The sequence below is a fragment of the Legionella qingyii genome (assembly GCF_003184185.1).
On the sequence record NZ_QHJG01000028.1, the window covers coordinates 1 to 17700 of the forward strand.

Genomic DNA, 17700 nt, shown 5'->3' on the forward strand with positions numbered 1-17700 from the left:
TCCGGAATCGGTGATCAAATGACTAACGGAATTAGTGATCAAGTCCTCCGGAATACGCAATCGAAATTAATGAGAATAGTCTCGTGAACTAATCATAAAGAGAATTTGTACGTTTTTTTTGATTCAGTAAATTGAAATACAGCTCAAAATAATTTGAGTTACTAAAGGGGAAATTTTTTTGTTCATTATTTACATAATCAATCTTTTTATCGCAGGATGGTACTAGTGATAGAAAAAGAAACCACCAAAGTGATTTTTCTTATTGAGAAACCATCCTAAGCGATACATTTTCATGCCAATTTATAATGTAAGGATTTTCATATCCTTCAATTGAAGCAACGTGCAATGCCCATTGTTTTTCCCAAGAACTTGGAGGAAATGTTTTATTCCAGACCATAAACAATTGTCTTTGCGATGAGCTTAAGGATAAGCCATAATGATTCGCCATAAATAAATAAGCGCGTGCCACCACTCCTTTGGCAGAATCAGGCGGCTCAGCACGCCGCAATTTTTTATCAATTTTCATGGGACATCCTAGATAATCGGGTTGTGTAGGCAACACGCTAAATCGATAGTTCGAACGGGCTTGATTCACCACCCCTACTTCTGGCCATAAGTTATAAAGTTCGGCTTCCACATGGCGAAATTGTTCATCGATTTTTTCACAACATCGTCGCCCTTTATAGGGTTTTCCCTGTTTATCCTCGCACATTGGTTCTCGCCAACACGCAAATTGCCGCCCAAAATGCTCGGCAGCCATAATATGCTCCCACTCAATACGATGTGCTCGTTTGATTGAATCAGCAGCTAGCATGCCGCAACTGGCTAGATTAACTTCTTTTTCTTCATAACTGCATTGGCAATATATGGTATGTGGGTGTTTCTTAAATAATTGTGCCGCAATTTTCTTGGATTGTGAAAAAGAGCCTGGAGTCTGAGCATAACTTAGAGAGATACAGCACAATAAAACTAAAATTCGATACATAAGATACCATGAAGGAAAAAATAGGCGTCATTATAAGATAGTTCGTTGTTTCTTCTATAGAAAAAATATTACGGATAAAAACATCAAATAATAAGCATTGAATGCATACATAAACCAAGCATAAGTCTCTAAAGTAGCCTCGCTCCTTTTAGAAAATATCAGTGGTTGAAATAAGTTAAGTGTGATTCAGGCTTGCATACACCACAATACCACCGATTTTTTTTGTATTTAGACCCAGCAATAATTGCTTGTATCCTGAATACAGAATATCCCAAGCTTGTTGACCAAATTGCTGCTTAACCTGCTCACGCTTTTGTTCAAAAGAATCTAATAAAATTGTATACCAGTGAATAAAGTGCTCGCTGAGATCAACACTTTCTTTAAATGTCCATCCAGTTGCAGAGAGCTGCTTCTTTATTTCAGGTAAATAAATTGGATTAAAACGAGTGTCCCGTGAGAATCTGAATGCTGTCATAATTTTTTTAACGCAATTTCTTTAGATTCAAAACAAAAAAAGGCACTGCAGCTATAAATGCATTGAAATGATTTGTGAGAAAGCTTTGTGCTGCTCAAAATATCTTCGCATATAAATTTAACGTCAGGATAGCTCGTCTTTGCGCGATCAAGATCAATAAGATTTCTATCGATATCAACGCCTGTAACTATACCCTATCCTTTTTTTTGTACATAATGAGCAGTTCCACCTAATCCACATCCAACATTAAGTAAACGATTTTCGCTGTTTTTAGCAATAGGTGATAAAGAAACCTCGATTGCTTCAATTTCACTAGGATGCGCAAAGTCCCCTTCTCTTAACATTGCCAATATCTGTTTCGTATATTCCATATCGCAACTCCACTGTTATCCCACAGAGTTATCAACAGAAAATGTGAATAACTTGTCGCTGTCGCAATGATATGGACTCATCCTCCCTTTTAAACGGCTATTAGATGAGCCAAACTGTTTTTGTGTAAAAACAAAAAGAAAAGGAGAGTCCATATCATTGCGACAGCTACTAACTTAACCTTTATTTCTCATTCTCACGTACGTAAATAGCTTTATCTTTATGGTTAGTTTCAAAGACAATTTGAATCTTTCTGAGTTTTTAGAATACATCAAGTGAACAATATTTACTCAACGACCTCTTCCATATTTAATTCCTCCTTTTGCTGTAGGAACATTTCAATCGAAGGCATTTCTGTATTTTGCATCACTTCTTTTAGAAAAAGATAAAACCTATCTCTGATAAGCACGTTTTCCATTCCATTTTTTTCAAATAACGAATAATAGACCGTCTTTTTTATCTTTGCTTGAAACTGCTGAACTACGTTGTTCTTTTCAAATTCGGATAAGTTGTTGAACATAGTCTCAATATGCTTGCGCTTAAACAGATCGTATTCTTCTATATTTTTTTTACTAGCGATCTCATCCTTTTTGGGATTAACTATATGTTCTTTTGAACTTACCGGTGACTGGTAATCATCTTTTAATGCTGCCATTAAATATTTTGATAAGTTTCTAATCGCACCATTTTTATATGGTTCGCTACTAGTTATTAAATTGATTTTTTCTTCTATGTAAGATTTATCAAATTGCTTAAGCACTTCATCAACTTGTTTTGATGAAAAGCCAAATTTTTGTTTTAACTTCTCTACTAAATCATTAAATGTATCTTGACCTAAGATTGCATTTTGTTGTTGTTTGTTTCTTATAAGAAATCTAATCGACACAACTTGGCGATTAAGCTTCCTAAATTCAGGTTCTACTGACATTAATGTATATTGATTAACTTCATCTACCGCCTTTTTTATGACTCTATGATTCAAATCCCTAAATATTTTATACAATCCATCTTCAACACCCATTAACTTTCTAAATGTTTCAAGATCAAACCAAGGCGTATTTCCAATGGATTTATATCTATTACAATTCTCATATAGGGTTAATCCATAACTTGATTGAAATTTTGTCTGGATATTAAGATCAATTTTACCGTATCGCACTGGATGATATAATAATTTTCTCATTTTATTACTATATGAGTATCTACATATAGAACCTCTAATTGATACATCAGAAATAATTGAACTTGCGTTCCATGTTTCACTATCCTCTGATAGCTCGTCAATAACATTCCACTCAATTACAGTTGATAAAAGTTTTAATAAAGCATCCTTAACTTTTCGATGATCATTACTATCGAATCCGACAAGCTTTGTTAGTTCGGAAATTTGGATTACATGATCATCTTGTGTCATCAAATTATGATATGCATGAAATAATAAAGCATTAGCAATTTTTCTCTGTAGTAAAGTTATCTTCCCATGACAGTGGATTGTTGCTATATGTTTCTTTAACTCAAATTTCTCTTTATTTATTGTTGTTATTGTCATTCCAAGTCCTTTGTAGACTTCAGCTCAAGAAAAGTTAAGTGGCTTAACTTTTTCCTGCAAACGTCACATTTCGTCAAATCTTCTTAAAATTTAAATTCATCGGTCTAATAGGAAAGTTAAGTGACTTAACTTTCTCCCGTAAGTGTCACATTTAAATAATTTGCCTTAATCTACCTATGCCACTGAGCCAACTAGAAGATAAAATTAATTAGTCTTATCTAGCAAGCATGGCAATTTATTATGTATGTTATAAAAATTGAGCTGCTTTAAACATAAAGTTAAGTCACTTAACTTTTTCCTGCAAACGTCACATTTGCTTTCTTAACATAACTAGAAATCTATAAATTCTTATTTCAAAAGTAAAAATTAAGACTTAATTAATCTTTGTAAAATAGCTGTTCTCAATATCTTACTTTGAACACCTTCAAGAGAAGGGTAGTCTGTTCTTATATTAATTACAGCATCACTAATTAATGTTTTAAAAGATCTATCTACAGAGATGTAGTCTAATTTTTCAAACCCCTGCATTTGATCACTTAACATGACAAGTTCTTTATAATTATTCATATTTAACAACTCAAGTACTGCCTCACAAATCCATTTACTCTTGCCTTTTAAATCATATCCGCTCTTTATCATATCGTTTTTTAAGTCTGATAAGATTAGTTCAGAAATAAAGTAACTTATCCTAGCTTTAGTGTTTTTTGTATCTATCTTAATCATTAACTTGTTCCAAACTTGAAATAATAGTTTTTAGTGCTCTAGAAATATCTCTTGGATTATCCATATTAACTTTGGATAGATTTGTTTTTAACATTCTATCTTCAACATGATCTAATAAAATACAGAATATTTTCTTTGCTGCATTAATATTATTTATTGAACCCAAACTAATTTTTTTTCCTCTTACATAAGAGGAAACCATGACATGTTCATGTTGGTGATTTATTTCAAAATTTATTTCAAGATATTTTTTTAAATCAACAAGTGTTGCTCCATTTATAGCGTCCTGTATCGCCTTATTTCTAAGATTTAAATCTTTGATTTGACACAATATAGCTATCTTCTCAATATTAGAGATCTTATTTTCAGCGATTATCTTTCTAATATCTTGATCTGCAGCCAAAAGTAACTTTAAATTTGAAGCATGAGGTTTTGAACAGCCTATTAAATTACTAATATCTACAGGCCTTATATCATTGATATTAAAATTTGATGCTTTCGCATAAGCGTTTACAATCATTTCAAAATTAAGAAGTCTATCGTGCAAGGAAAGGTCTGTCCGTTCGGAATTTTCCACCCATTGCAATAATCTAATTTTAAGCTCATCAGGTTTTTTATCTATTATTTTGGCTTGTATATCTGTCTTGCCAATTAAAATAGAGGCTAATGTTCGACGTTCACCAGCAATTAGACGATAACTTGCATTTGATTCATACACTATGACCGGATTTAGAATGCCATGCTCATTTATTGAATTTGCCAATGATCGTAATTCTTCTTTTTCTGTAGTTTTTATTTCCAATAAAGGATCGTTGTCAGAAATTCCATGGAGCAGATCGTTCATTGAGATCGTTAATGTCCTTGGATTATCAGGATCAACCTCTATTTTACTTAATGGAATAACATCAATACGTAATTGATTTGAGTAATTTTGAGCTGCAGCAAAAGTCTGTTCTAATCCATCTGATAAAGAACTTCCTATAGAAAATACTTTTCTCTTAGCCATTGTTAAATACCTTATTCGTTATATATTGACATACATTTTCATACTCAATTCGTTCTATACTATTTTCTGAAAGCTCGAAAATACTTTTAGGATTTGCATTTTCAGCAAGTATTTCTGTATAGACAGATCTTTTCTTTATCTCATGAGGAATAACATATTTAGAGGTAAATTCCTTATTTCTGAGATCGTTTAGAAAATGCTTATGAATGTTAATATTTCGTACTTGATTAGGTAAAATTCCGATCAATTCAATGGGGTTATCTTTGGATCTTGCGTACGTTTCCTGTTTCCAAAGTTGCAACATCCCATAAATTCCCTCAATAGAAAATTGCTCCATTTGTGCTGGAATAACTAAATGAGTGGCAGCTTTTATTGCTGAAATTGTTAAAGGTCCTTTTGATGGCGGTGTATCAATAATAATCACATCATATGCTTTTTGTACCTCAGGATCTTCTACAAATTTTTTAATTTGCAAATGTACTTTTTCTTTAACTTCATTTTTCGTGACTGCTTCTGCTTCTTGTAATTTAATTGAGTGTGCAGGTGCAATTTCAAGATTATTAATTTGAGTAGGGTAGGGGATAACTCCTTCGCCATAGAATATATTTGCAATGCCACTTCTACCATCCCAGTCTGTATCAATGTCAGGCTCATAATCTGGATGCAAAGGGGGGATTTTTCCTCCTTGATAAGCTGGATCATAAGTCATCTGAAGATACCGGCCAGAAAAATTAGCCTGTGGATCTAGATCCATTGATAATACTTTTCTGTTTTGTATTAGTGCCAAATACTCAGCCAGTACAATTGAATTTGTTGTCTTTCCCTCCCCACCTTTGTGGGTTGCATTTACAATAACTTTTGCCATATTGTTACTATTAAGTAGGTTATGTAAAAACATAATATATGCATTTGCATGTTATATGCAATATAAAATCAACAACTAACAGTTTGTTTTTTTGTTTAAGTAGTTTAAATTGTTTAACCCAATTCAACTAATTGTTTTTAAAAGTTTTTTTTAGTTGAAAGGTGTCGTTTACGGGATTTGATGTGACATTTACAGGGGGGTAAGTGACATAAGCAGGATGGATTTGTGACATTTGCGGGATTTTAATGTGACGTATAGAGGGAAATGTGACGTTTGCAGGATTATGGTTAAATGATCTATGGTGATTTGGCTATTAAGTTATAACATCGAATTGTTTTTGCTGCATTTAATTGATGTTGTTTATTGCTTTTTCTCATATAATTACTTACTTTTGATTGCGATATTATTCGTCACTATAAATTTGTTAAGCAACTTTCTTCCTACAAAATTAAATAGCATGGGTGGGCTTACAATAATAGAGTGTTAGGACGTTAAATGGATGTTGGAAAGAGGGTTTCTAAAGGGATAGCATATTTACATTGGCTAAACGGAATAACAACATTTAGTTTCGCTATCTTATTTTCATCGTTGTCGCTTTACTTAACTAAAAGAATTGGGTTGAGCCAAACAGAATCTAATGGAATTGTAGGTTTTTTTCTTGCCTCGAATTTTATTCTGCATTTTGTTTCTGGTTATATTGGAGATAGATTTTTAAATAATCGATTGCTATTTGCTATTTCAACACTCATACAAACTTTAGGTTTAATAGTGCTTAATTTTTCGGATTCTTTTGTGTATCTAGGGTTAAGCTTGTTTCTTATAGGGTGTGGTTTAGGATCTACATGTATTAACTGCCTTATTACCCAACAATTTACAGGTCACGAAAATGAATTAAGAGAAAAAGCATTTTTTCATAATTACAGTGCGATGAATATAGGATTTCTCTCCGGTTATGTTATGAGCGGGTTTATTGATATTCACGATAGATACGATCGTTTATTTGAAGTAAGTAATTTGATTAATCTAATTACAGTGTTTTTCATTATTAAGTCGTGGAGATATTTCGCAAAAAATAAAGTAAATACCATGGATGAGTTAAAGAGGGGTCGACTAGGGCTGGCATTAATCATACTTATTATACCTATCCTTCTGGCAGGGTTTTATTGTTCTTGGTTAGCAAATGGCCTCATACTCTTTATTGGTGCTGCGGCTTTATTCTATATCACATTACTTGGACGTAGTTTAAGTACGCATAATGCACGGAAAAAAATTTATTCTTTTGTATTTTTAACGGGAAGTTCAATTGTATTTTGGATGCTCTATTTTGTAGGGCCTATGGGGGTTACTCAGTTTCTGAAGTATAATGTGAATATTTATATAGCTTCTAATTATATTCCTCCGCAATGGTTAATGAATTTAAATTCAATTTTTGTAATTATCGGCTCACCCATAGCAATCACTCTATTTGATAAACTAAGAAAGAAACAAATCACCATTTCGATATCTAAACAATTTATGTGTTCCTTAGTATTTATTGCAATGTCTTTTTTGACATTGACTATTGGCATAATGAATTGTGGCACTGAGGGATTAACTAGTATGGTTTGGATTATCGCGCATTATCTTCTTCAAGCGATAGGGGAGTTGCTTATTGCTCCAGTTGGTTACGCGATGATAGGAAGTCTTGCGCCAGAAAAACTGCAAGGGCTTATGATGGGGATATGGATGATGGCTTCAGGAATAGCAGCCACATTATCCAATTATTTTTCTAATTTAATGACTCAATCTGAATCATTAAATCCACTTGTTAGCAATGAACATTATATGAGCGCATTTACCCAGCTAGGTCTTTATGCCATCTTTGGTGCGCTCATTCTCTGGTTTTGTTCTAAAACGATTGAGAATAGTATACAAAAAACGTCGGTCGAAGCGATCAAAGGAATGGCATAATCTATTGTAATGATAATTCAGCCTGTAATTTGGATAACTTTGTTTCTTCTTGAACTAATATGGTTAGAAAATTTTTCAATATATTAGGGTTTTTTATTGTTTTGATATCCTTTTTAATGCCATTTATAAGACTTTGTTGAATTTGAAGTGACTTTTGTAATTTCATGTTAGTACATGGGGGATCGGCTAATTCATAAACATTGGATAAACGTTTATTTGTAGCAATCTCATCTAATCCAGAGTAAGCACATTCCTCTTTCTTTAATAGCAGTCGAATAGCATTTTCCTGATCTTGCTCTTCTTTGTAACGTTTCCCTTCCGGAGAATATTGATTAAATCCTTTGGGTGTTCTCCAGCGATTTGAGCGAAGAAGTTGAGAAATGATATTAATTTTGTGTTGAAAAGTGCCAACATTTTGAAATTGTTCTTGGTTAGTTAATGAAAATACAACTTCATCCAAGACTTTTTGTGGTGAAGATATTTTTATTCCGTGTTGCTTTTGGACATTCAATAACATCCCTTTAGCAATATTGAGCTCGTTTAGTGGTAATTTAGTATCTGAATGAGAAATGGTAATATTATTAATTACTCTATTATTTTCTTTATTAATGATATCTGTTGAAACAAGATAATCCATTCTCTCGTTTATATCCGGCTCAGGAACAAACTCCTTTTCTTTTATCTCTATAGTGTTTTGGGGCTCTTTGGGGATCAGTTGTAATTTTTTTTGAAGCGTTTCTGTAATGGCAATAAAGGAACGAGGTACACCGTAATATTTAAATCGCTTTCTGATAATGAAGCCGTTTTCTTCTAAATTCTTTAGATAAATATATATTCTGCTTTCACTAAACCCAAGCTCTGCTGCAAGTTCAGGAATTTTTTTTGTAAACCATAATCTATTCTCACGCTTTAAAAGAGTGCCTTGATGATGAAAGATTATTTTATCTAAGAGAAGAGCTTCTTTAGGGCATTTTGTTAATGAAAGAAGCTTGTTAAAGCCTAAATAATAAATCGAATTATTCATAATACATCCATGTGAAAAAAAATTACTTAATTAACCCCGATGTGGTCAGCATATAAATTAACTGAGGGGTGGTTTTACAATTAAAACTTGTTTTTAGGTCACTAAGTCGATAAAGAATGTACCTTTTTGACTTCTTTGTATCTTCAGCAATGTCATTCACATGGCAGCCGTTGACTATCATTTTTATGATTTGATTATCCACATGGTCGATTGTCATTTAAAACTCCGTTTTTATTTAAAACGCATTCCATGTGACATAATTTATAACTTGAAACGCATTAATGCAATAAAAATAACTGTTTTTACCAATAAATTTTATTACATGAAATACACGTTTATTGAATACGTTATTGTTCTCTTGTATGATTCCGTTAAATAATAGGATTTTATATTGATGCCATATGAGTGAATTATCGTGGGATAAGGTAAAAACGGATATAGCTCGGATTAACAAGCGCCTCTATGAAGTATTAGAAACCATCGACGGTATTCAAAATATGCTTTTTACTGTGCTTGAATATCAGTATGGGCAAATAATTGCAGATGAACACCATTTCTATTTACCTAATACTGGTGGGAAGCTACCTTCAGTTCCTTTTTCAATGGTTTTAGAAAAAAATCTTGAAATGTTTATTGAATTTAAAGGGAAGTCGAGTACACACCAAGTCTATAGAGAGGGCGATTTTTTAAGTGTTAGTTCACTTTATAATGTTTCAAATACCCATCATCCCACAGATATATTGCAGATTTCATCAGGTGCAAGGAATACATTCTTATTGTGTCCAGTGGCAGATGCAAGGCCTCATGCTAATTTAGAAAAATACTTTAAGGCAGATATTCCTGTTCCAGATGATCTTGGAAATCATTATTTAACCTTCAAAAGCTTATGCAATGCGGCTAATTGTAACTGGCGTTCAAGGTTATTGGTATTTCCCTCTGAAATTGTAACCTTAATAAAAGAGAATAAATTACCTGCTCTTTTGAGCTTGGTGATGGAGTTTGATTCCAATCAGACAGGATATTATGCAAATCTGCCTTTTTATAATTATCTAATGGCTTATGTTCGTGCAAATAATCCTGAAATATCTCAAAATGAATTCACTAATAATGCGATTAGTCAATTGATTACTATAGGAACTGGCCAAGTTCCTGGATACGGTTTAGCTGTTGGTGATGATTTGTTACCTTTAGATTTCATTGTTGAGGTGTATCGCGATATATATAAATCCAAATACACTCCCTTTGTTATGGAGCCAGTACATTTTGATAAAAATAAAAACAATCCTGTTTTTTATTCAATACTCAAAGAAGAGATGGCTTTTAAACCAACATCATTTTCAAATAAACCACAACGCTGTGAATTAATATACGATACTTATTTGCAATATGCGGATCATATAAAGAAGTTAGGTCATTTCAAGAGTACCCCGTTTTTTGAAAGTGCTACTAATCTGGATTTAACACTTTTTCACGAAAAAAATAATCAAGTGACTAATAACCTATTTAAATTGCCTAGAGAGACAATTTTTTCTTACGATTCTCGGTTTTTAGAAGTAACAGATAAACTTGGTTATTCAGTGGATCAGTTCCCTTCGAAAACAACATTTTTAGTAGGATGCTTTGGTATTAAATACAATGAAAATAAAGAAACTGTTATGCATTGATCCCCTCCAGGATTATGAACTAATTGATTGTGATCTACTCGTTCAGCTAGGAATTTCCCCCATTTTTTTGATTAAAGATGCATCTAAGTTTGTTAAGGACAGAGAAAATGTATTAGTAAGCTCATTTTCATTTAAAGATCTGCTCGCTATTTGTGATTCGATTCGCCCTGATTATATTGTCTGTTTTTCGGAAGATATGTTTGTTGATGTAGCAAAAGTCAGGGAAAAACAAAATATTGCAGGCATGGGTTTGAATACATCGATGCTATTAAGTCATAAAAATCTTATGTATCAAAAATTGGATGGTTTATTTTTATATCCTAAAACAACTACATTGATTGAATCTTCAAACCTAAAATCAATCAAAGAAAGGATAGGTAATCAAGAGATATTTATTAAACCTATTAATTCATCTGGTTCTTATGAGACATATCATATTAAAACCGAGAAGGATTTTTGTGATTTTTTGACCAATAAAAAAGAGGATGAGGAAAAATATATTGCTCAAGCTTATATTGCAGATGATTTATACCATTCAGAATTGGCAGTATTTGATGGAGATATATTATTTGTAGAAGCTAGAAAATATACGCATCCAAATCATTTAATGGTCAGCAAAAATTTGCCTATATTTAGTCTGAATATTTTAGATGAGCATCAGCGACAATTAATTTTGGATGCTTCAGTTAAGATTTGCCAGTTATTAGAATTCAATAATGGGGTGCTTCACACTGAGTTTTTCATGAGTGAGGATGGTTGTATTCACTTTATTGAAACAAATGCTAGACCTCCAGGTATTGGTCTAAATAAGTTATACCAGAAGAAATATTCCATAAGTCTTGAAACAATTTTATGTTGTATTGTTTGTGAGGTTGAGCCTCCTCGCTTGGTAAAGAATGAAAGTCATTACATTTGTGGTTATTTTCCTAGAAAGAACGGTGTTATAAAAAGAATTCATAAGCCAGAACTTTCTGTACAAAACGAGTGGATACTTTTTGTTAGGCCTGATGATATCAGTGAGCAAATGGCGCATATGTCTAAGTCAGCGATGGTGATTTGTTGGGATGACTCTATTACTGAAATAAATAAAGCAGGTAGCTTTCTTGCAGAGCAAGATATTGTAGAAATATATTAATTCTAAAAACCGATTATAGCCTCATTTTGGCTGCTGATGAGTTTTTAGTAAGGTCTTTAAACAGTTGTTCGTTCATATTTTCGTCACAATTGTTAAAAATATGAGTAAATTATATATGTCGTTTATACAAAAATCTACAGGTTATGAGAATGCATGAATATCAATTAATAGAGTTTAATTCAGATAGAAAACAAATCCAATTGGTTTCTAGTAAATCAAATTTGCAACAAGTATTAGCAGAATTTTATAAAGAAAATTTTGAAAAGATGTTTGACGACTCTGGTTGTTCAAAGGGATACATTTCCGTATTCGTTAACTCAGAACAGATCTCATCCATTAAAGACATTATTCTTAACCCAAATGATGAAGTGTGTATTGTGACTTCTATTTCAGGGGGGTAGGTGAGTGGATAGATACAAACGTCAAATTTCCGTTATTGGAGAGCAGGGTCAAAAAATAATAAATAACACAGCAATTATGATCGTTGGACTCGGCGGGATAGGCAGTCCGGTAGCTCAGTATCTTGCCGCAGCTGGTGTTGGAAAGTTAATTCTTGTCGACGATGATAAAGTAGACCTTTCTAATTTGCATAGACAGATCTTATTTAATGAATGCGATATAGGGTTCTATAAGGCAGAAAAGGCGAGGGATGTTTTAAGTAAAATTAATAAAAATATTGTTATAGAGGCTCACACTAAAAGGTTTGATGTGGATTTAGGATATTCCTTAGTATCTGATATCGACTTGATTATTGACGGAACAGATAATTTTGAAACAAGATACCTTATTAACGATATTTGTGTTTTAAAGAATAAAGTATTTATCAGCTGTAGTATTTTGGTCAATATCATTCAGCTTGCTTTATTTGATACAAAGCACCTTTGTTATCGTTGTCTATATCCCAATCCACCACCTATAGGTGTAATACCTAATTGTTCGGAAGCGGGTGTGTTAGGCACTGTGACAGGAATGGCAGGAACAATGGCTGCTAATCTGGCATTAAATTATTTACTCAATATAGAGAATGAGAAAGTACCACAAATACGAATAATAGATGCAAAAAACTTCAATATTTCTTCCATGCCTATAAAGCAAAATAATAACTGTTTTGCATGTAAACAAAGAAAAATAAGCTTAAATTATCTACAGAATCAAGGCGCTGATTATGGAATTACCCTGGGGCAACTTGATAGAACCAAGCATTTTCTAGTTGATATAAGGCAAAAAGAAGAACGAGAGATTACTAAGTTAGAAGATGATCTATTTTTTCCTGTTAAAGAGAATACTGATTATTCATTTTTCTTATCCTATAAAGATAAGAAGTTGGTATTTTATTGTGCATCAGGATATCGAAGTAAATTGTTTGTATCAGAACTGAGAAACTTAGGTGTTGATGCCTATTATCTTAATGAAAGGCTTTTTAAATGATTTTTGAGCATCAAGAAACGTCTTTAAGAGCTCGCAATTACTGCGAAACACTAGGCGTATTGACTTCTCTCAAGAAACTGGCGGGAATTACACGGTTAGCTGATTTAACCCATTTAGATTACACTGCTCTACCTGTCTATACTGCGATAAGGCCTAGAGCAAAATCGTTAACCACGAGTCAGGGAAAAGGATTAACAAAAGAAGCAGCTCAGTGCTCGGCATTGATGGAGTCCATTGAAGTATATTTTGCCGAAGAATTAATCCCTCAAGTGACTAATAAGTCAGAGCTTGACCTAGATCAAGAAAAAGCTATTTTTATACCACTAAACGATCTTTCAAAGTCTGTACACTTTAATGATTCATCACGGCCAATGAATTGGGTACAAGCTGAACTAATATTTGCAGAAAAATCCATTCTCGTGCCTTTTGCTGAGTTCTCACTAAATTCTTATTTGCCAGAAGTATTGATTTACTCTCCTGATACAACTGGACTTGCTGGGGGGAATAACTATAACGAGGCTCTTTTACACGGAATTCTAGAGGTAATAGAACGACAAGATGCTCTAAAGATATCTGATACTGCTTTTGTTAATGGCGAAGTGGTCAAAAATATAACAAAAAAATTTGATTGTCATATTTACTTTCATGAAAATATTTATGAAATTCCTTCGTTTGATGTATGTGTTAAATCAAAAAATCCTTTTGAAAATCAAATTCTATTCAAAGGTGGCGGATGTCATCTCGATAAACAAATAGCTTTAAATCGTGCACTGACTGAGGCTATTCAATCGCGAGTAACTACAATAGCAGGTTCCCGTGATGACTTGATTCATACAAAGTATGATTTTAAAACTAGTGAATTTCCTGTCGTCAAAGATAAAAATAATTTTTCTGAGTTGCCTAATTATTCGGTAAAGACAATAGAAGATGCACTTTCGGTTCTGTTTGAAAAAATTAAAGGAAACAATCAGGATATTTTAGTTTATAAATACTATGACAAAGAAATATGCATTTTAAAAGTAAAACTAATTTCTATGGATTTGATAAGTCATGTATGAAACCGTAGTTTTTTTAGAAACTTCGTTAACCCATCAAGAGGCGATGCATCTACTTCCCGATGCGGCGTATTTCCCTTCAATCAAAAAGGGAGATGTACTTAAAGCAATAAAATCAGGGTATAAACGGATAGTTATCATCGATGGAAATTTTTCCTGGGTTCCTTCTGTGTGGCATAAAGAAATATTAACAGCATTAGACTACGGTATTGAGGTTTGGGGGGCAGCTTCAATGGGTGCTTTGAGAGCAGCGGAGCTGAATTCGTTTGGGATGAGGGGACATGGACGTATATATGAGATGTATAAGAATGAAGAAGTAGAGGGTGACGATGAGGTGGCTATTGCTTATTCTAAATTCAATAACGTGCAAACTATTCCTTTAATCAATATCCGCATAACGCTTAAACGACTAAATAGTATTAATAATGAAACTATTTTAAATTCAATACGCTCCATTTTTTATGCTGAAAGAACTTGGGAGAAAATCGCTCAATACGTGCCAGAAGATCTTTATCATTTGATTAAATCTCATTATATAGACGCAAAAAAAGAGGATGCAAAGTCGTTATTGTTTTCTTTAAGCCAACAACACATTCCTTCTACGGTTTTTGATTTAAATAGAAAAAAAAGAGAGTTTACTCTTTTTGAAAAAAAATTAATTGAGTCTACCTTGTCTCCTGTTTGGTTGCGTGCTCCGGCGCATGAGCAGATAGAAGGTTCGTCTTCTCTACAGAGGGCGGAAAATATTCTTAAATTACTATCAATTCCTGAAACAAAAAAGAATAGGCTCCATTATCAATACTTACTGTCTCTTCTTGATCAACAAGCGTACACAATTACAGAATACGAGCTTATATATCAAGTCGAACAATTTAGAGAGGAGCATAACTTGTTAAAAGGAGAGGATTTTTTTAACTGGTTAAAGGATATGGCATTGCATGAGTCTAACCTAGAACAACTCTTTACCGACTATGTAAAATTGATGAAATATTTGATAATTACCTACGATTTCAATAGTTATTTTAATTAGCCTATTCATTCTAAAAAAAAATTTCACTTTTTTCTTATCCTTGCACCTAGGTGAATGCACCTTTATTTAAATGATGGTTCAATAACCATATTACTTATCAAAATAATCCATTATGAATGTAGAGCAAGAAGTATTTGATATTTTAGAGAGTTGTATTTCCTGTTTGCAGCAGGCAGCTCTAAACATAGGTGGCTTTGATTTTGATAAACATGCACAAGCAGCTATATATGCTTATTCATTATTAAGAAGGCAGCAGTTGTTTTTAATGTATCCGATCGAGAATGAAACAGTGCATTGACAGATAGAAATAAGCCAATAGAAGAGGAGTACTTAATGAGCGCAATTCAAATATTCATGTTTAAGAACTCATTTTAAAACCGCGAATTATTAAATAAAAAAGAATAAAAAATGAGCACAAATTGGGGCTCAGGGGATTTCTTTACCCAAAAACGGAGGTTCATTAAAAATGACACGGCCTTTTGCACAAAAAATAAATCATTCAATTCACGAATTGGATTCACTCAATCAACGTTCATCAAACTAAAGGAGAGCATTATGAATGTCAGTGCAGTAATCAGAAAAAGCAGTATCAAGCTTCATGAACTTATACAGTGGTCAGTCCCATTGTTGGTCTTAAGCTGGGTTGTTGTTTTATGCCTTACCAGCACGGGGCATGCAGAAGGTCAAAATTATTTAAGTGCGATGAAAGGAGATGTCAGCGCTACCTTCGGTAAAAACTCGGATTTGCCTGGTTATTTATATGCGGGTGAAACACTCGTGGCTGGTGTTACCTGGATGAAGACTAAAAGTCCTTGGGTGTTTGTTGGATTGCCTTTACTTATGATTTTCACGCATTGGGGCTTAAGTTATGTCGCATAACTATTCCACTTTTATGTTGTCAGAGGAACCGCGCATTGCAGGGATTCCTTTGACCACAGGATTACCCGTGTATTTGCTCACGGGTATCGGATTACTGGTGGGTTTAGGGCCGCAGCTTTTTGTAATTGGGGCTGTTTTAAGTTTGATCATGCATGTTCAGTATGGCGGGCTGCCCCTACGAATTTTATTGGGAATAATTTATTGGTCCTTACCGCATGCGATGACGACAGCTCTTTTTAGGTCATTCCCAAATTCCGCGCATCGAATCTACGTGGGGTGAGTTTATGAACAGTGTATTTCGTGACAATGTGCTTTCAAAAAATAAAGTGTTGCTTCATCTGACATTGGCTTGGGCTGTCACTGCTACTCTTGCTGTGTTAATTTTAGGTGGGCTTTGCGTTCATGTCGTTAATAATAAAGAAACGCATTGGCTGCCCATTTGTACCGAGGACGGGTACTTCTTAAGTAATTCTTCTTTTTCTCCTTCTTACATTAAAGACATGACTAAGAAGGTCATTCAATTACGATTAACCTACAATCCAGATACAGTTGCTGCCCGATTTGCCTCACTAGCCCATTTAATTCCTGCATCTCATCAAGAGGCATTCAAAAACATTCTGGACTCAGAGTCAGCCGTTGTGAAAGAAAAAAACATTAGTTCCGTATTTTATGAAAAGAACATTCACATTGATGAATCCACCCTGCAAGCCAAGGTAGACGGAACGTTAAATCGAACCAGTCATGGTCTTGAAGTGAAACCACAAAAGAAAATTTATTTAGTCCAGTTTGCTCATTCAAACGGGATGATGTGGCCTAAAGCGATTAAGGAGATCCGTCAATGAACGCACTTCGACTCTTCATGTTAAGTAGCGTGTTTACTACCTCATTGCATGCTGGCAATACAGTAGACACATTTAAATTTGAGGAAGGGGAGCGATTTACGCTGTCTTTGTCTTCGCTTAATTTTAATCGCATTGATGTAGAAGGAGAGCGCATTGTTAAAGTCAGCTTCCCTGAACACTCCTTTATCGTAGAACAAAGCAAAGAATCTGAGGATGATTTGGATGGTGCTGTGGTTTTAAAGCCCTTAGCGCATATTCCCTTAACCGTTTATTTCACCACCAATCTCAATCATCATTTTTCAGCCACCGTTTCTCCGACTGATGATTTAGGTAAAACCATTAAATTAGTATCTAAAAAATTAAAAGGGTTTGATTATGCAAAGGCGCAAGAGCAGATCCAATACCAACAAAGTGATTTAATGACGGCGCTTATGGAGGGAACTACACCTTCCGGTTTTCAAGAAGTGGGCATAAAACCCACAACCTTTCGGCTGCATAAGCAGTTAAAAGTAACCCTGGTGAAACAAGTCCGAGGCAAAGAGTCTTCTGGCTATGTGTATCGCATTGAAAATCAATCCAATAAACCCATGGAATTAACACCAACATTATTCGAACACCCCAAATTGATGACGATGGAGTTGTCCGAAAAAATGCTGCAGCCCAGTCAAACCGCCTATTTGTATGGCATTTACCGTGAACAATCCAACATCGGGTAATAAGG

General features: G+C 33.8%; 22 protein-coding genes. 12 read left to right on the forward strand and 10 right to left on the reverse strand.

The features are described from left to right. Window positions 1–259 precede the first annotated feature (259 nt). The 8 genes from DGG96_RS15250 to DGG96_RS15280 all read right to left on the reverse strand — a co-directional run bounded on the left by DGG96_RS15250 (window position 260) and on the right by DGG96_RS15280 (window position 5972). The gene (locus DGG96_RS15250; protein ID WP_110143511.1) at window positions 260–985 is read right to left on the reverse strand and encodes an endonuclease; all 726 of its coding nucleotides are present in this window, start codon (window positions 983–985) and stop codon (window positions 260–262) included. A 175-nt stretch (window positions 986–1160) separates the two neighbouring features. After that, window positions 1161–1460, reverse strand: coding sequence for a hypothetical protein (locus tag DGG96_RS15255; protein ID WP_110143512.1), 300 nt, complete (start codon window positions 1458–1460; stop codon window positions 1161–1163). Continuing rightward, complete coding sequence (locus DGG96_RS21440) at window positions 1457–1651, reverse strand: methyltransferase domain-containing protein (RefSeq protein ID WP_110143513.1); 195 nt, start codon at window positions 1649–1651, stop codon at window positions 1457–1459. The genes DGG96_RS15255 and DGG96_RS21440 overlap by 4 nt, the downstream gene beginning before the upstream one ends. Window positions 1652–1654: 3 nt before the next feature. Next, a complete protein-coding gene (locus tag DGG96_RS20915; RefSeq protein WP_158618890.1) occupies window positions 1655–1831 on the reverse strand; it encodes a hypothetical protein in 177 nt (58 codons plus the stop codon). 284 nt (window positions 1832–2115) lie between these two features. Further along, window positions 2116–3378, reverse strand: a complete 1263-nt coding sequence (locus DGG96_RS15265) for a replication initiation protein (RefSeq protein WP_110143514.1) — start codon at window positions 3376–3378, stop codon at window positions 2116–2118. 366 nt (window positions 3379–3744) lie between these two features. Continuing rightward, window positions 3745–4101 carry a hypothetical protein gene (locus DGG96_RS15270; protein ID WP_085663086.1) on the reverse strand — a complete coding sequence of 119 codons (357 nt, stop codon included), beginning with the start codon at window positions 4099–4101 and terminating at the stop codon, window positions 3745–3747. Beyond that, window positions 4094–5107, reverse strand: a complete 1014-nt coding sequence (locus tag DGG96_RS15275) for a ParB/RepB/Spo0J family partition protein (RefSeq protein WP_110143515.1) — start codon at window positions 5105–5107, stop codon at window positions 4094–4096. Before DGG96_RS15275 ends, DGG96_RS15270 begins: the two co-directional genes overlap by 8 nt. Continuing rightward, window positions 5100–5972, reverse strand: a complete 873-nt coding sequence (locus tag DGG96_RS15280; protein WP_158618891.1) for a ParA family protein — start codon at window positions 5970–5972, stop codon at window positions 5100–5102. Before DGG96_RS15280 ends, DGG96_RS15275 begins: the two co-directional genes overlap by 8 nt. 495 nt (window positions 5973–6467) lie before the next feature. On the opposite strand from DGG96_RS15280, the gene DGG96_RS15290 reads away from it, so the two are divergent. Next, a complete protein-coding gene (locus DGG96_RS15290; RefSeq protein ID WP_110143517.1) occupies window positions 6468–7922 on the forward strand; it encodes a peptide MFS transporter in 1455 nt (484 codons plus the stop codon). A 1-nt stretch (window position 7923) separates the two neighbouring features. Here the strand turns inward: DGG96_RS15290 and DGG96_RS15295 are convergent, their stop codons facing one another. Together DGG96_RS15295 and DGG96_RS15300 are read right to left on the reverse strand one after the other, a co-directional pair. Continuing rightward, entirely contained in the window at window positions 7924–8946 is a 1023-nt protein-coding gene (locus tag DGG96_RS15295) for a hypothetical protein (RefSeq protein WP_110143518.1), read from the reverse strand. Window positions 8947–8968: 22 nt separating this feature from the next. Further along, complete coding sequence (locus tag DGG96_RS15300) at window positions 8969–9163, reverse strand: hypothetical protein (protein WP_058533776.1); 195 nt, start codon at window positions 9161–9163, stop codon at window positions 8969–8971. Between the two features lie 184 nt (window positions 9164–9347). Here DGG96_RS15300 and DGG96_RS15305 point away from each other — a divergent pair, with 184 nt between their 5' ends. The 11 genes from DGG96_RS15305 (at window position 9348) to traK (ending at window position 17695) form a co-directional block, all read left to right on the forward strand. Then, the gene (locus DGG96_RS15305; protein WP_110143519.1) at window positions 9348–10610 is read left to right on the forward strand and encodes a hypothetical protein; all 1263 of its coding nucleotides are present in this window, start codon (window positions 9348–9350) and stop codon (window positions 10608–10610) included. Further along, window positions 10582–11745 carry an ATP-grasp domain-containing protein gene (locus DGG96_RS15310; RefSeq protein ID WP_110143520.1) on the forward strand — a complete coding sequence of 388 codons (1164 nt, stop codon included), beginning with the start codon at window positions 10582–10584 and terminating at the stop codon, window positions 11743–11745. The genes DGG96_RS15305 and DGG96_RS15310 overlap by 29 nt, the downstream gene beginning before the upstream one ends. Window positions 11746–11888: 143 nt before the next feature. Further along, a complete protein-coding gene (locus tag DGG96_RS15315) occupies window positions 11889–12146 on the forward strand; it encodes a MoaD/ThiS family protein (protein ID WP_240610465.1) in 258 nt (85 codons plus the stop codon). Window positions 12147–12150: 4 nt separating this feature from the next. After that, on the forward strand, window positions 12151–13173 hold the full coding sequence (locus DGG96_RS15320; protein WP_110143522.1) for a HesA/MoeB/ThiF family protein: 1023 nt from the start codon (window positions 12151–12153) through the stop codon (window positions 13171–13173). Further along, window positions 13170–14231 carry a YcaO-like family protein gene (locus DGG96_RS15325; RefSeq protein ID WP_110143523.1) on the forward strand — a complete coding sequence of 354 codons (1062 nt, stop codon included), beginning with the start codon at window positions 13170–13172 and terminating at the stop codon, window positions 14229–14231. The genes DGG96_RS15320 and DGG96_RS15325 overlap by 4 nt, the downstream gene beginning before the upstream one ends. Further along, window positions 14224–15258 (forward strand): TfuA-like protein, encoded by a 1035-nt coding sequence (locus tag DGG96_RS15330; RefSeq protein ID WP_110143524.1) that lies wholly within the window; start codon window positions 14224–14226, stop codon window positions 15256–15258. The genes DGG96_RS15325 and DGG96_RS15330 overlap by 8 nt, the downstream gene beginning before the upstream one ends. Window positions 15259–15370: 112 nt before the next feature. Next, window positions 15371–15556: a hypothetical protein gene (locus tag DGG96_RS15335; RefSeq protein WP_004450445.1), complete on the forward strand. Its 186-nt coding sequence runs from the start codon at window positions 15371–15373 to the stop codon at window positions 15554–15556. 110 nt (window positions 15557–15666) lie between these two features. Beyond that, on the forward strand, window positions 15667–16137 hold the full coding sequence (locus DGG96_RS15340; RefSeq protein WP_240610466.1) for a type IV conjugative transfer system pilin TraA: 471 nt from the start codon (window positions 15667–15669) through the stop codon (window positions 16135–16137). Further along, a complete protein-coding gene (traL, locus tag DGG96_RS15345) occupies window positions 16127–16417 on the forward strand; it encodes a type IV conjugative transfer system protein TraL (RefSeq protein WP_019235301.1) in 291 nt (96 codons plus the stop codon). Before DGG96_RS15340 ends, traL begins: the two co-directional genes overlap by 11 nt. A gap of 4 nt (window positions 16418–16421) precedes the next feature. After that, window positions 16422–16979, forward strand: coding sequence for a TraE/TraK family type IV conjugative transfer system protein (locus DGG96_RS15350; RefSeq protein ID WP_110143526.1), 558 nt, complete (start codon window positions 16422–16424; stop codon window positions 16977–16979). After that, window positions 16976–17695, forward strand: a complete 720-nt coding sequence (traK, locus tag DGG96_RS15355) for a type-F conjugative transfer system secretin TraK (protein WP_110143527.1) — start codon at window positions 16976–16978, stop codon at window positions 17693–17695. Before DGG96_RS15350 ends, traK begins: the two co-directional genes overlap by 4 nt. The last annotated feature ends 5 nt before the right edge of the window (window positions 17696–17700 follow it).

Excerpts from the sequence above, each read along its gene's own strand:
- DGG96_RS15250 (WP_110143511.1), bottom strand. The coding sequence starts at position 985 with ATGTATCGAATTTTAGTTTTATTGTGCTGTATCTCTCTAAGTTATGCT.
- DGG96_RS15255 (WP_110143512.1), bottom strand. The coding sequence starts at position 1,460 with ATGACAGCATTCAGATTCTCACGGGACACTCGTTTTAATCCAATTTAT.
- DGG96_RS20915 (WP_158618890.1), bottom strand. The coding sequence starts at position 1,831 with ATGGAATATACGAAACAGATATTGGCAATGTTAAGAGAAGGGGACTTT.
- DGG96_RS15265 (WP_110143514.1), bottom strand. The coding sequence starts at position 3,378 with ATGACAATAACAACAATAAATAAAGAGAAATTTGAGTTAAAGAAACAT.
- DGG96_RS15270 (WP_085663086.1), bottom strand. The coding sequence starts at position 4,101 with ATGATTAAGATAGATACAAAAAACACTAAAGCTAGGATAAGTTACTTT.
- DGG96_RS15275 (WP_110143515.1), bottom strand. The coding sequence starts at position 5,107 with ATGGCTAAGAGAAAAGTATTTTCTATAGGAAGTTCTTTATCAGATGGA.
- DGG96_RS15280 (WP_158618891.1), bottom strand. The coding sequence starts at position 5,972 with ATGGCAAAAGTTATTGTAAATGCAACCCACAAAGGTGGGGAGGGAAAG.
- DGG96_RS15290 (WP_110143517.1), top strand. The coding sequence starts at position 6,468 with ATGGATGTTGGAAAGAGGGTTTCTAAAGGGATAGCATATTTACATTGG.
- DGG96_RS15295 (WP_110143518.1), bottom strand. The coding sequence starts at position 8,946 with ATGAATAATTCGATTTATTATTTAGGCTTTAACAAGCTTCTTTCATTA.
- DGG96_RS15300 (WP_058533776.1), bottom strand. The coding sequence starts at position 9,163 with ATGACAATCGACCATGTGGATAATCAAATCATAAAAATGATAGTCAAC.
- DGG96_RS15305 (WP_110143519.1), top strand. The coding sequence starts at position 9,348 with ATGAGTGAATTATCGTGGGATAAGGTAAAAACGGATATAGCTCGGATT.
- DGG96_RS15310 (WP_110143520.1), top strand. The coding sequence starts at position 10,582 with ATGAAAATAAAGAAACTGTTATGCATTGATCCCCTCCAGGATTATGAA.
- DGG96_RS15315 (WP_240610465.1), top strand. The coding sequence starts at position 11,889 with ATGAGAATGCATGAATATCAATTAATAGAGTTTAATTCAGATAGAAAA.
- DGG96_RS15325 (WP_110143523.1), top strand. The coding sequence starts at position 13,170 with ATGATTTTTGAGCATCAAGAAACGTCTTTAAGAGCTCGCAATTACTGC.
- DGG96_RS15330 (WP_110143524.1), top strand. The coding sequence starts at position 14,224 with ATGTATGAAACCGTAGTTTTTTTAGAAACTTCGTTAACCCATCAAGAG.
- DGG96_RS15335 (WP_004450445.1), top strand. The coding sequence starts at position 15,371 with ATGAATGTAGAGCAAGAAGTATTTGATATTTTAGAGAGTTGTATTTCC.
- DGG96_RS15340 (WP_240610466.1), top strand. The coding sequence starts at position 15,667 with ATGAGCACAAATTGGGGCTCAGGGGATTTCTTTACCCAAAAACGGAGG.
- traL (WP_019235301.1), top strand. The coding sequence starts at position 16,127 with ATGTCGCATAACTATTCCACTTTTATGTTGTCAGAGGAACCGCGCATT.
- DGG96_RS15350 (WP_110143526.1), top strand. The coding sequence starts at position 16,422 with ATGAACAGTGTATTTCGTGACAATGTGCTTTCAAAAAATAAAGTGTTG.
- traK (WP_110143527.1), top strand. The coding sequence starts at position 16,976 with ATGAACGCACTTCGACTCTTCATGTTAAGTAGCGTGTTTACTACCTCA.